Source organism: Anabaena sp. WFMT, from assembly GCF_051781005.1.
GTDB lineage: Bacteria > Cyanobacteriota > Cyanobacteriia > Cyanobacteriales > Nostocaceae > Anabaena.
Genome location: NZ_JBPWOA010000022.1, coordinates 162,615 through 176,424, shown reverse-complemented (window position 1 = coordinate 176,424; position 13,810 = coordinate 162,615). Strand labels below are relative to the sequence as shown.

Genomic DNA, 13,810 nt, shown 5'->3' with positions numbered 1-13,810 from the left:
AGCCTTAATGCACTCTGCAACGCTCTCTGTTGACTCTTACCCAAATCCACTACTTCCGCAATTAAATTTTCTAAATCTATTGTTTCCAAATTTCCTGATTTTAAAAGTTCTGCTGTCTGTTCTACCCAAGCATAAAAATCTTGGTCATACAAACTTTGTAACATTTGCTTTTCTATAATCTTCATGGCTTTGCTGCTATTCCTGGTTTGAATAGTGAGGAGTTAGGAATTCTCCCCACTTCCCAATCTGCTACTATGACTGAATCGGGTTATCTCTAGGATTTACTAACTTCAACAATTTCTGCTTGATTTGAGCATCGTAAACTTCCCATTTCATTTTTGCATAAGCAGAATTTTCATTGCTACCAGATAGAAAACCCATCGGAATTTCAAAACCTCCTGCACCAGTACGTCCACCACCAAAAAACCGCCCGGTGCTATCTTGTCCAAAGGCTTCTTTAATAAATTCGTCGGGGTCTAGGGTAAGTTTTGTGGTTCTGAGGGAACCTATGACTACTTCTAGTTCGTCATCTTCATCGTGAACGATGCCATAAACTACTGCGGTGTGAACATTTTCTTCTGTAACCAGAAAATCAGCCGCTTGCGGAATAGCATCTCTGTCGTCGTAGCGTAAGTAACCAACTCCAGCTATGGAAAAGTTATTTTGGACAATGCGATTTTTGAGCGATCGCTCGATCACATCCATTACCCGCTTAGAACGATTTGCCTGTAAAATGGCATTCAGCAACTGAGCATCATAAAATCGGCTCAGATATGCAGCAGCCATAAAATCTTCTTCCTGCGCTTGCATTAACCGATTGGTATCTGAGCGCAACCCGTGCATTAAGGCAGTAGCACATTTAACGTGTTGGCTAATGCTGCTATCTAATGACAGTAACCCCGCTTGCAAGTATTGAGTAAATATTGTTGCTGTTGCTCGCACGTAAGGACGCACATCAACAAATTCGGCTTTGAGTTCCCCTTGCAAGCTATGATGGTCAACTAGCACTACTAAGGGAATTCCTGCCTGTTGTACTGCGGATAAAAGCTGTGATGTGGTTCCCTGGTTATCAATTAAGACAAACCCTTGATAAGATGACAAATCTTTACTTTTCAGGGATTGCATTGTCCAGCGTTGAGCGGGTAAGTTAGTTAACTTGACTAAGGCAATATTCTCTTGGTGGCTTAAGGTTCCAGCATAAACAATTTCACATTTGATATCGTATTGTTGAGTAATTAACTGGTAAGCCCAAGCGCATGAAAGCGCATCAGGGTCAGGAAAATCTTGTAGAATTACCAAATGACGCTCATGTCTATGACAGAGCAGGGTTTTTTGTAACTCTTCTGACTTCTGACCAGCAAGGGAACTATTGCCACGTTGAGCTAAATATATACCTCCTCCATCACCATTTGATCCTGGCAAAGAAGGTCTGGTAAGTGGTGGAAGTTCATAAGATTCTTTATCTATCTCAACTTCCTCCGGTTTTAGTTCTAACGATAAATTATCAAATTGAGTAACTGAAGAATTCAAGTACATAGGGCGTTTGGTTGTCAGCGTGGTGGCTTGTGTATGCCTTCCGAGATACTCCGATCAGCGCATCACTGGTTTAGCCACACATTATGATCTTGGCAGAAATTTACAGTCTTTGCACTGCTGAGGTTGGTCTTTTTTTTCAATAGCATTATTCAATGATTGATCACATCAGTCTAGAGTGTTTAAAGTATTTTGAAAATCAGCCAATTTTACTCAGAAGCTGATTTTGACTTGAATATTGATCTAAGTTGGGCTATAATCTTTTCTTTGTATTTCAGTCTTGAATTTGTGATTCGTAAATTTTAATAATTTTCAGCAACAATAGACCATACTTCACATAATGATGTATGATTATAAATCTGCCTATATTTTAGGTTATATAAATTTTGGCAGCACCCTATTCCAGCTTTTGGGAACGTTCCTGAAAAACTGTAGATAAAGACCAACCAACACCAAATTAAACCCTTTACTTGTGCTATGCTTTACTGGCTAAAGTCAAACAGTAACACTCATAAGTGAAGACTTAGTAGCCTTGATGTCTGGTTGATTTTTTGTAACGTCAAAGTCCTATTACATATTTTTGCCACTCTTGATGAAGTCCACTCTTCAGATGTTTTGTCACCTCAAAGTAGAGGCTACTATAAGGTTGACGCGGAGGATGGCGTAAAGGCATACGGGCTTCATGGGGTGTACGACAGCCTTTTTTGACGTTGCAACGTACACAAGCCGTAACAATGTTTTCCCAGGTATCCCCCCCTCCACGCGATCGCGGCATGACATGATCTAAGGTCAACTCGTCTCCTGTGTAGCCACAGTATTGACAAGTATGACTGTCACGATGCAATATATTCCGGCGAGTAAGAGGAATTTCCTTATAGGGAACACGAACGTAATGACGCAACCGAATTACGGTTGGCAAGGGAAAATCCGTGTAGATGAATTTACCGTTATGTTCTACGTGTTCTGCTTTGCCTTTAATCAACAAAACTATGGCACGTCGCCAACTCGTGATGTTGAGAGGTTCGTAGGAGGCGTTTAGGACTAAAACCTTCCCCATTGATGTTAGCTCAAGGTATTAGTTTTAGATATTTTAACACAAATATACCATCCTGGGGAGATGAGAATAATTTATACTTCCTAAATAATTTGGTTGCAGGAGTCAGGATTTCAGAAGCAAAATAAATATTTTTCCGTATTTGGCTAAATATCATTACTTTGTGTACCCGTTTAAGATTACACAGCCTTAGCATTCAAGCAATATTACTAGTTATGGAAACTCATAACTCGCCAACATCTTGTACAAACTCCCGGATAAAAGGTAAACTTTCCTGATTAAATTGATATGGCTTTGAGGGTAGCAAACCAGAATCATCAGATAGTCTGGAAGCTTTGCAGTGGTGTGAGAGGAGAGAAGTACAATGTTAAGTCGCAAGCAAACCCCTAGTTTTGCTGATAATCAGGAGCGTGATACCTACGCTTGGTTTTCTCAACGTGCTTGGGTAGAAATTGATTTGGGGGCGTTGTCCGATAATGTTAAGCAATTGGTGAGATTTTTATCACCACGTACCCAGTTGATGGCGGTTGTAAAAGCTGATGCCTATGGACATGGAGCAGTTACAGTTGCGAAAACAGTCTTAGAAGCGGGTGCGAGTTGGTTGGGAGTGGCTACGGTTCCTGAAGGGATTCAATTAAGGGAAGGTGGGATAAAAGCTCCGATTTTAATTTTAGGAGCAACGCATACACCAGAACAAATTCATGCGATCGCTCATTGGAAACTTCAACCAACACTATGCAACCCCAAACAAGCTTTAATATTTTCTAATACTCTCGAAGCAATTAATTATAATTCTCCCATACCTGTACACATCAAATTAGATACAGGAATGTCGAGATTAGGTACAAATTGGCAAGAAGCCGCTGATTTTGTGCAGTTGGTACAGGGATTACCTCTTCTTGATATTGCCAGCATTTATTCTCACCTAGCAACAGCCGATAGTCCTGATGCTACAGTCATGCAAGAACAGCATAGGAGATTTGAGGAAGCGATCGCACAAATCAAAGCTAGAGGCATTGCAATTCCCAGCTTGCATTTAGCAAACTCAGCCGCTACCCTTGCAGATCCAAAATTACACTATGACATGGTGCGTGCAGGTTTAGCTATTTACGGACTCTATCCCGCATCCCATTTAAAAGACAAAATCAAATTACAACCAGTTTTACAACTCAAAGCACGTGTCACCCACGTCAAAACCATAGCTCCTGGAACTGGTGTTAGCTATGGCCATCAGTTTATCGCACCTAGAGAAATGCGTCTTGCCGTTGTTGGTATTGGTTATGCAGATGGAGTTCCCCGCAATCTTTCCAACCAAATGCAGGTATTAATTCGCGGTCAGAGAATACCACAAATAGGCACAATTACAATGGATCAAATCATGTTAGATGTCAGTTCTATACCCGATATACAAGAAGGTGAAATAGTCACCCTACTAGGAGAACAGGGAACAGAACAAATCACAGCCGATGATTGGGCTAATCAATTAAATACCATTTCTTGGGAAATTCTCTGCGGCTTCAAGCATCGTCTACCCCGTGTAGCTGTCATGTAGGGGAATGGGGACTGGGGATTGATTTGATCCATTCCCAATTCCTGATTACCTCTTGCCATCCATAATTTGTTATGCTAGTATTAGTTACTAATGCGGATATGGCGAAATTGGCAGACGCGCTAGATTTAGGTTCTAGTTCCGAAAGGAGTGAAGGTTCAAGTCCTTTTATCCGCACTTATAGAAAATAAATATATTTTTAGCTTGCTTTCTGCGTATTCTATGTAGAAAGGGAGATTCATAAATACAATTTTTTATTATCGTTTAACCGAATCGCAACTAAATAGAACAGAGAACTTAATCAACAGCTTTCCCATCTATAAATTTGGGATAAAAATAAGTATTTAAACGAACTTCACATAATATAGTGTTGACACTTTTTGCGTAATTACCCAAAAATACCGGATAATTGCAGTGTCAGTAGGTAAATTAATGAAAACTTACAAATTATTGAAGATTTGATCATCTTTAATTAACACTGTTATTGTTGAGTTTTACTACAAACCAGAATATCAGACCTTGTATTGAGGACTACAAACTATTTGATGTTTTATACTTGATTTTAATTGTGATGTATGATGCGAATTAAAATCACAAGTATTGAATTTAGCTGAAGTAAAAGCAAAATGATGACAGCACCTCTAGGTAGTTACAGGTTGTTTCATAAACTACATCCGTTATCCTTGTTGGCACAATTAAGTACTAGAAAAGTAACTGGTTGTTTAAATGTATTTACTGATGTAGTATCTTGGTCAATATACTTAGAAGGAGGTAAGCTAACTTATGCTACTTATTCGGATCAAGTATTTGAGCGTCTTGAGATTCATTTACAACGCTTAAATCAGCAAATTCCTACTTTCAACAGTGTAACTTATGAACAGATGGGATTGATGTCAACAGCCAAGACCAAAAATAAATTGATAGCAAACGCAGATTATCATGCTATTTGCTGGTTGGTGCAACAAGACTATATCACCTCTGCACAAGCCGGAATGTTGATAGAAGAATTGGCTAAAGAAGTACTGGAATCATTTCTTGGCTTAAAAGAAGGTAACTATCAACTTAATGCCGATAATTACTTAAATGAATTACCAAAATTCTGTCACTTGGATTTGCAATTAATAGTTGAACACTGTCAAAAACCGTTAAGACATCGGCAAAATATTCAAAACACAATTTCATCTGTTAGCAGTTCGGAAACTCAGATTAAACATAAAAAACAACTAGGAGAAAAATTAAACAAAGATTTGCAATCAAATTCTCAGGCAAAGTTATATACAATTGCTTGTATTGATGATAGTCAAACAGTGTTAAATTCTATTCAACATTTTTTAGATGAACAGAGATTTTCTGTGGTAATGATTAATGATCCGATTAAAGCTTTAATGCAAATCATTAGAAGTAAGCCAGACTTAATTTTACTAGATGTAGAAATGCCAAATTTAGATGGTTATGAACTATGTTCATTATTACGGAGGCATTCAAGTTTTAAAAATACCCCCATTATTATGGTGACTGGTAGAACAGGATTTGTTGATAAAGCAAAGGCTAAAATTGTCAGAGCCTCAGGCTATTTAACCAAGCCTTTTACTAGAGAAGATTTGCTGAAAATGGTATCTAAACATATCGGCTAATTTAGTAATTACTACCGATAAAACCAAATGTAAGTTTTGTTGAATTAAATCAATGACAAATTCCAAATTAACCCTTTATTATCAACCTGGTAAAAATTCCTTAGCAGATAGCTACCTGAAATTTCAACTCAATCAACAAACTACTGCTGTTTTATCAATTGATTATACCCAAGAAGCGATTATTATCCCTGTAGAGTCTGTGACTTCTATGCCTAATATGCCGGCATTTATTTTAGGATTAATGAATTGGCGTAGTCGGATTATTTGGGTAATTGATCTGCCAAAAATGTTTAATTTAGAAGGAATAGATCATCCTCTCCGACAGTACAATATTATTGTCGTTAAGGTAGAATCAATGCTTTTGGGTTTAGTTGTCCAAGAAATTAAAGGTACAGCTAAATTTAGGGCTGATGATATTCATTCTCCTGTAGGACAAGTGGCGACTAGTTTAGTGCCTTATTTGTGTGGCTGCGTCGAGCAAAAAGAAGAAATATTACTGGTCTTAGATGCACAGAATATTGTAAATTATGCTAATGCTCGCGGTGATTAATTGAACAAGGTAATAAAAATCAGGTTTTACTGGTATTATTACATAAATTTAGGGGAAATTAATTTTATGTTTAATAAAACTGATACTACTCAGAGTGGGAATACCCAAAAAAAAGTATCTCTGAGAGCATCATCGAAAGTTACTGATCATAGAATAGAAATGGTTAGCCAGTCTCATGTCAACACGGCTGGAAATTATCCTGGAAATCATGCCGTGAGGTATTTACAGCAACTCACATTAAGAACGAAAGCGGTAATTTTGGCGATCGCACTCGGCACCTTACCAGTATTCGGACTGGGCATGATGGCTTATAATTTCGGTAGTAAATCCATTAGTAAGCAAATTGTCAGCAATCAGGAAGCTCAAGCCCTGAGCTTAAGTGACACTATTAACCGTTTTATGTTGGCAAAATATGGAGATATTCAAGTTATCTCAACTCTACCATTTTTAACCAACGCTCAAGTTAGTAAAAGTACGAGTATTCCTGAACAGCAAGCAGTGCTAAACCGCTTTATTACAGCTTATAAAGCCTATGACCATCTAGCGGTTTTTGACCTGAATGGAAAAGTGATTATTCAATCTAAAGGTGGAACTAGTACTCAGGAAAAAAATCTGAAATATTTTCAAGAGGTTATACAAAATAATTCTCCTGTTATTAGTCAACCAGAAACATTAAAAAATAACGAAGTGGTTATTTATGTTGCTGCACCGATTCAAGATATAGCAACACAAAAAACTATTGCTGTGGTCCGCACACGTATACCCATAAAACTATTAGTAGAAACAATCAAAAATTATGTAGCTGATAGTGATGACTATTATTTAGTCGATGCTAAGGGCAAGTTTTTCCTCAGTCTCAAGCCGGATTTATTAGGTCAAGAAGCTACAGTAATATATCCTGGTTTAGCTAACCCTCTGGATATCCAAAATGTTGATAGTTTTACAGGAATTCAGACTATTAAACAACAGCCAGAACTAGTCAGTTATGTGCCATTTAAAAAACTAGCAGGTTTACCTGATCTGAATTGGCAGTTAATTTTGGCTAAAAATGCTGCGATCGCTTTTGAGCCGCAAAGACAATTTTTGATGCTTGTTGCTCAGAGAACCGCACTAGTAGCATTATTGTTCGCATTGCTTGCAGCTTGGTTAGCGCAGGGTATAACAAAGCCAAATTCCCAAGCATCAGCAGGAGTAGAAACTGTAGTTGAAAATGAGCTCAAAATTGGGTTGGCAAATCAACCAGATGAACAACTAACCGCCGCAATTAAAGAACAAGATATCAAGGTTAGTAGAGAATCTATAAATGAGCAGGAATGGCAACAACAAGACACACTACATTTGCAACTTCTCAATTTACTCAGCCAAGTAGAAATTGCCGCTAAGGGAGATTTGACAGTACACGCTGATGTAATAACTGGTGAAGTTGGGACTATTGCCAATGTTTTCAATTTGATTTTAGAAAACCTCCGCGATATTGTTACTCAAGTAAAACAGGCTGCTAGTCAAGTAAATACCTCCCTTGACTCGAATGAAAGTACTATTCGTGACTTAACACAAGCAGCAATTACACAAGCTAATGATATCAACCGCACCTTAGCCGCAGTTGACCAAATGACCAATTCTATGCAAGCTTTAGTAGATGGCGCTCAAGAAGTTACTACTATTGCCAATCATGCTCACCACACCGCTACCAAAAGTGGAAAAGCAATGGATTTGACAGTACAAAATATTTTGTCTTTGCAAGAAACCGTAGGTGAAACTGCTAAGAAAGTCCGGCGTTTGGGAGAATCTTCTCAACAAATTTCCCGTGTGGTTTCTTTAATTAATCAAATTGCTATGCAAACTAACTTATTAGCAATAAATGCAGGAATTGAAGCTGCGCGTGCCGGAGAAGAAGGTCAAGGTTTTGCTGTTGTAGCTGAAGAAGTAGGTGAACTAGCAGCTCGCAGTGCGGCTGCAACCCAAGAAATTGAGCAAATTGTCGATAAAATTAAACGGGATACAAATGAAGTTATGCAAGCAATGGAGGTGGGAAATACTCAGGTAATTGAGAGTACACAAATTGTCGCTGATGCCAAGCAAAGTTTGAGTGAGATTTTAGATGTTTCTCAACAAGTTGATACTTTGGTAAAATCAATTGCTATGGCTTCAGATTGTCAATTAGAGACATCACAAATTGTGAGACAATTGATGCAAGATATCTCTGAAACTTCACACCATAGTGGTGATTCTACCCAGAAAATTGGAGAATCCTTACAAAGAGATATGGAAATTTTTCAGAATTTACAAAAAAATATTGAGAATTTTAAACTCAATTGATTAAGTAATTTGTTCTTGGCTAATAATTAATAACCAACGACTAAGGACTAATGATTTATGACTAATGATAAAGAGCTTGAAATTCAGATGCAGTTTTTAGAAGAAGCAACTGATTATTTAAATACATTAGAAAGTATTTTGCTAGAAATTGATACTAGTAAACATATTGATTTAGATAAAATTAATGCTGCCATGCGGGCTGCCCATTCCATTAAAGGTGGTGCAGCGATGATGGGATTTAGGTTATTGAGTAATTTAGCTCACCGATTAGAAGATTCTTTTAAGGTTCTCAAAACTCGCAAAAAATCTCTAGAAATTGATACTCATTTGCAGAGTTTGTTATTATCTGGAGTTGACTGGCTACGGCAGATTGTAGAGTTGTTGTCAGAAAAAAAATCTCCCGAAGATAAGTGGTTAAGAACTTTTTGTTATCCAATTTTTGATGAACTGCATGACCGTTTAGGTGATCCTTCTCCAGAAGATATCACTACCATGTTATCACCAGAAGATGGACAAGAAATTATTCCTCTACTGTTTGAAACGGAAGTCGAAGAGTGTTTGCAGAATTTAGAATCTTTATTGGCAAATAGTTCAGAAACTAATTTACAGTCAGAAGTAGGAGTGATGGCTGCTGAGTTGGGTGGTTTGGGAGAAATGCTTCAGTTACCTGCTTTTACCCAGCTTTGTGAGTCAGTTACCAAGTATTTAGAAACTCAGCCTCAGCGTTTTGTAGAAATTGCTCAGTTAGCATTGCAAGCATGGAGGAGATCTCAAGCTTTAGTTCTGACAAATCAACGTAATAGCTTACCAACAGAAATTAAGTTAAATGAAGTAGTTATTAGCGATATCCAAGAACAGATTATTGAGCCTGTACAAGTAACAATACACGAAAATTCACTGATTGTAGAAGCGTTAATTCCTGATTTAACATCTCTAAAAGTAGAATTACCCCCAGAAATTAATGCTGTTGAGTTTCCTGAACATAATATAGCATTTACTCAAGAGATTCCCTCTATAGATTATAAATATATTGAACGCAAAGGCGAAATAATTGGTGTTTCTAAAGATAAGGAAATTCATGAAAATACAGTCCGAGTTCCGAGTAAACAATTAGAAGAAATTAATGATTTATTTGGAGAAATAATTATTCAGCGGAATGGATTGAATTCCCAATTAGAAAGATTACGCAAACTGGTATTAGGACTGAGCCAACGAGTGCAAATTCTTGACCAAGAACATCAAGAAGTGCGTTCGGCATATGAGAAAATTATTACCCAAAGTGTCTCTTCTGGAGTATTAACTTCAGGGGAAGAGGTGCAAGATTCTGGGGTAAAAGGTTTAGAAATAGATCGCTATCAAAAATTAAACCTGCTATCTCAGGATGTGATGGAAACAATTGTTCAGGTAGCAGAAGTTACGAGTGATATTCAACTCAGTGTCGATGATACAGATCAAATTGCCCGGAAGTTGAATAAAACATCTAAGCAAGCGCAGAGAAAATTAACGCAAGTGCGAATGCGTCCTTTATCTGACTTAGTAGAGCGTTTTCCGAGAGCAATCCGTGATTTAAATGTTGAGTATGGTAAAAATGTGCAGTTAAAAATTGAAGGTGGTAAAACCTTAATTGAACGCACTATTTTAGAGGCTTTGAATGAGCCGCTAATGCACTTGTTACGTAATGCATTCGATCATGGGATTGAAGATCCAGCTACCCGTCACGCTCAAGGGAAGCCAGAACAGGGATTGATTGAAATTAAAGGATATCATCGGAGCGATCGCACAATCATTACCATGAGTGATGATGGTAGAGGCATTTCTCTAGAAAAAATTCGCCAGCGCGCTCTAGCTATGGGCTTAGATACAGCATTAATAGCTACTGCCAGTGAAGAAGAACTACTAACACTGATTTTTGAGCCAGGTTTTACCACTTCTGATCAAGTCACAGCTTTATCTGGCCGTGGTGTGGGCATGGATATAGTTCAAAATAACCTCAAACTTGTGCGAGGTGATATTACAGTTGATACACAGCCAGGAATTGGTACAACTTTTACATTATCAGTACCATTTACACTGTCTGTAGCGCGAGTTTTATTAGTAGAAAGTGATACTGGTAGCGGTATCAACCACCGAATGGTTTTGGCATTTCCTACAGATGTAGTTGCAGAAATCTTTTTATTAGAAAATGATCAAGTTTTTTCAATGGATGGTGGAGAATTTCTCAAATGGCAAGATACCATGCTACCCTTAATGCGTCTAGGTAATTACTTTGAGTTTAATTGTTCCCATTACAATAATTTAGAAATAGAAAGTCCCACGGGAATCAATGCCAGTAGCGTATTAATCATTAAAAATGATCATCAACCAGTCGCCGTACAAATAGATCGTTGCTGGGGTGAACAAGAAGTCGCAATTCGCCAAGTTGAAGGCAACATACCTTTACCAGATGGTTTTAGTAACTGTACAATTCTCGGTGATGGTCGGGTAGTGCCACTAGTAAATACAAGTGAATTAGTATCTTGGATTACTAGCAATCAACGTCCTCATAGAAGTAATAAATTACCTACAACTAAATTAAAAACAGCTTTTCTCAAACCACCAAAGAATCAACCTCTAGTCAGACCTAGCCACCAAAAGGGCATGATTTTAATTGTTGATGATTCGATTAATGTCCGTCGTTATTTAGCTCTAACTTTAGAAAAAGGAGGGTATCAAGTCGAACAAGCTAAAGATGGTCAAGACGCTTGGGAAAAATTAGAAAGTGGTTTAAAAGTGCAAGCTGTAATTTGTGATATTGAAATGCCACGTCTGGATGGTTATAGCTTTCTAGAACGTGTCAAATCTCATGATGATTTAAAAAGTCTTCCTGTTGCCATGTTAACTTCTCGTAGTAGTAACAAACATCGCCAATTAGCAATGCAATTAGGAGCGCGAGCTTATTTTTCTAAACCTTATAATGAACAAGATTTGTTGAGAACATTGGAAGAGATAATTTTTAGAATAGCAGAAACTGGATCTGCTAATAATTGAATCATTTATATAGTAATTATATTTGATTTTTGGTAAGCATAAGCCTAACGGCAATATGCTTACAATTATGATATCACCCAAATCAGATTCGGTTTTAAGCAGGCTGTTCGTTTCTAGTTGGTTCAGGACTAGATTCTTCCATGGGGGGAGCCTCTTTCTTTTTATCCTGTTGTTCAGTTTGTTGTACTTGTTGCAGGTGAATGTTATTTACCTGGGTAATAAATTGTTCTACAGATTGACTAATCCGCTGTTGTTGTTCAGCTTCATCAGTGACATCATAACAACGATAAGCTGGGGTAATTCCCAATATAAATTTCTCTTGTTCTGCTTCTAATAACTCAACAATTGTGTTAGCAGCAACCGCATTCTTTTGAAAAGGAAAAGATGTGACTATACTAGCAACAATAGAAGCAAGAGCCGGACAAATTACTGGCAGCCACTTCAACCAAGATTGTCCAGCTTCTAATTTATCTACCAAAACTAGAATTGGTGTGACACCAGACAAAATAACAGTAGATATTTGCAAGATATAGTAAAGATTTCTTGCCCAATTTCTAGTGCCTCTGTAATCATCAATTAAGTCTTGACAATACTCCAAAGCTTTAGCTCTAGCGGGAATAATAGTATTGTTTTCCAAGGAATTACTATGAGTTAATAAAGAGGTGTAAATCTCAGCTTTTTTTTCCAGTTCAGTCTTTTGCGCTTCCTTACGAGCATTGTTTACAGAGTTTCTATTGAGTAGAAACAAAAAAATTGCAACAGCTAAAGCTCCGGCTCCAACTATTACATATTGTTGATTGCTAGAATCGAAATAAAGAATAATTGCCGCACTAATAAAAACAGCTGCTAATAGATAATCAATCAGCTTTAAGAACAACAACATTTTTTCACCTGACTAAAAAAACAGATTTAGACCTACAGGCAATTTGCAAATGAGTTTTTGCCTGATACTCAATTTAAAATTCAGTGAAGTGAAAATCCCGGTAAAGGGCTATTTTCACAAACAAACTTGTATATTATATGAAAGTAGTATTAAATACAAGTTAAAATTTATTAAAATTCAATGAGTATCTAGTAGACATAGGAGTGGAAAAGAATATAGAGTTGAGAATCCCTAGCCATAGAACGTCTCTACAAGGGTTCGATTAATGACATTCAAAAAATGAATATGCAGCTAGTACAAAAAAGCAGGAGTTATGAGGGAATAAAGCTTTAGATAGTTATTTTCTCTATGCTGTACTCAAATTTTAAACACTGAGGAAGAAAACAATTAAAATGATGCTCAGAGTCAAGGCAAAGATTAAAGCATATTCAACTCTACGACTAAAAAATCCGATTAAGGCAATTAAGCATATAAAAAGAATTGTAATACCTATATATTGCTCTTTTTGCAAACCTCTCGCTATTAATAAGTCTTTACCTGGTGTTTGTTCAGAGGGTATTTCTTGAATATTTTTATTAGTACTTTTTGTCATGATCAAATACATTGTGATGGAGATATTTTATGAAATTGAGAAGCTATCAAATAGAAGATACACCAGAAATTATAAATTTATTTAATGACACTATTCATAATATAAACGTGCGTGATTATAACAAAAAACAAATAGAGGCTTGGGCTTCAGCTAAGTTAGATATCGAAATGTGGATTAACCGTTTGAGTAATAGTTTTACTTATGTTGCAGAAGAGAATAACCAAATCATTGGGTTTAGTAATTTAGAAAAAAATGGTCATATTGATTGTTTTTATTGTCATCATGCTTTTCAAAGGCAAGGAGTTGGAACAAAAATCTTAGATGGTATAGAGTTACAAGCTAAATTTTTAGGAATAACCAAGTTATTTACAGAAGCTAGTATCACAGCCAAGCCTTTTTTTATTAGTAAAAACTTTATTGTAGTAAAAGAACAAGAAGTAGAATATCGAGGTCAGTTATTTATTAATTTTGTGATGGAAAAAATATTGAATAATTCAATTGAGAAATAAAATATATGACTTAGATAAGTTACACACTCAATGTCTCATGTAGGATGCGTCAGACCTATAAGAGTATTCCAACTAAAAAATGTCTAGGATTGTCATTTTGACAGCGCAACGTGGCGTAAGCAATACAAGATGCAGTTTAGTGAAAAATCTAGAAGATGCT

General features: G+C 36.8%; 11 protein-coding genes and 1 tRNA gene. 7 read left to right on the top strand and 5 right to left on the bottom strand.

From position 1 onward, the window contains the following. The 3 genes from ACSQ6I_RS14645 to ACSQ6I_RS14635 all read right to left on the bottom strand — a co-directional run. A partial coding sequence (locus tag ACSQ6I_RS14645) for a DUF29 family protein (protein WP_438891047.1) occupies window positions 1-185 on the bottom strand: 185 nt, incomplete at its 3' end. 67 nt (window positions 186-252) lie between these two features. Next, window positions 253-1,536: a DHH family phosphoesterase gene (locus ACSQ6I_RS14640; protein ID WP_438891046.1), complete on the bottom strand. Its 1,284-nt coding sequence runs from the start codon at window positions 1,534-1,536 to the stop codon at window positions 253-255. A 556-nt stretch (window positions 1,537-2,092) separates the two neighbouring features. Further along, window positions 2,093-2,590, bottom strand: coding sequence for an HNH endonuclease (locus ACSQ6I_RS14635; protein WP_438891045.1), 498 nt, complete (start codon window positions 2,588-2,590; stop codon window positions 2,093-2,095). Between the two features lie 361 nt (window positions 2,591-2,951). Here ACSQ6I_RS14635 and alr point away from each other — a divergent pair, with 361 nt between their 5' ends. The 6 genes from alr to ACSQ6I_RS14605 all read left to right on the top strand — a co-directional run bounded on the left by alr (window position 2,952) and on the right by ACSQ6I_RS14605 (window position 11,666). Beyond that, window positions 2,952-4,139 (top strand): alanine racemase, encoded by a 1,188-nt coding sequence (gene alr, locus ACSQ6I_RS14630; protein WP_438891044.1) that lies wholly within the window; start codon window positions 2,952-2,954, stop codon window positions 4,137-4,139. A 92-nt stretch (window positions 4,140-4,231) separates the two neighbouring features. Beyond that, window positions 4,232-4,313 (top strand) — tRNA-Leu (locus ACSQ6I_RS14625). A 449-nt stretch (window positions 4,314-4,762) separates the two neighbouring features. Continuing rightward, complete coding sequence (locus ACSQ6I_RS14620) at window positions 4,763-5,770, top strand: response regulator (RefSeq protein WP_438891043.1); 1,008 nt, start codon at window positions 4,763-4,765, stop codon at window positions 5,768-5,770. 52 nt (window positions 5,771-5,822) lie between these two features. Next, window positions 5,823-6,320, top strand: a complete 498-nt coding sequence (locus ACSQ6I_RS14615; RefSeq protein WP_438891042.1) for a chemotaxis protein CheW — start codon at window positions 5,823-5,825, stop codon at window positions 6,318-6,320. 66 nt (window positions 6,321-6,386) lie between these two features. Beyond that, complete coding sequence (locus tag ACSQ6I_RS14610) at window positions 6,387-8,639, top strand: methyl-accepting chemotaxis protein (RefSeq protein ID WP_438891041.1); 2,253 nt, start codon at window positions 6,387-6,389, stop codon at window positions 8,637-8,639. 57 nt (window positions 8,640-8,696) lie between these two features. Then, window positions 8,697-11,666: a hybrid sensor histidine kinase/response regulator gene (locus ACSQ6I_RS14605; RefSeq protein WP_438891040.1), complete on the top strand. Its 2,970-nt coding sequence runs from the start codon at window positions 8,697-8,699 to the stop codon at window positions 11,664-11,666. A gap of 94 nt (window positions 11,667-11,760) precedes the next feature. On the opposite strand, the gene ACSQ6I_RS14600 is transcribed toward ACSQ6I_RS14605, so the two are convergent. Together ACSQ6I_RS14600 and ACSQ6I_RS14595 are read right to left on the bottom strand one after the other, a co-directional pair. Beyond that, window positions 11,761-12,549, bottom strand: coding sequence for a DUF4231 domain-containing protein (locus ACSQ6I_RS14600; protein ID WP_438891039.1), 789 nt, complete (start codon window positions 12,547-12,549; stop codon window positions 11,761-11,763). Window positions 12,550-12,913: 364 nt separating this feature from the next. Then, window positions 12,914-13,141 (bottom strand): hypothetical protein, encoded by a 228-nt coding sequence (locus tag ACSQ6I_RS14595; RefSeq protein WP_438891038.1) that lies wholly within the window; start codon window positions 13,139-13,141, stop codon window positions 12,914-12,916. A gap of 29 nt (window positions 13,142-13,170) precedes the next feature. Here ACSQ6I_RS14595 and ACSQ6I_RS14590 point away from each other — a divergent pair, with 29 nt between their 5' ends. Continuing rightward, window positions 13,171-13,650 carry a GNAT family N-acetyltransferase gene (locus ACSQ6I_RS14590; protein ID WP_438891037.1) on the top strand — a complete coding sequence of 160 codons (480 nt, stop codon included), beginning with the start codon at window positions 13,171-13,173 and terminating at the stop codon, window positions 13,648-13,650. Window positions 13,651-13,810 lie beyond the last annotated feature (160 nt).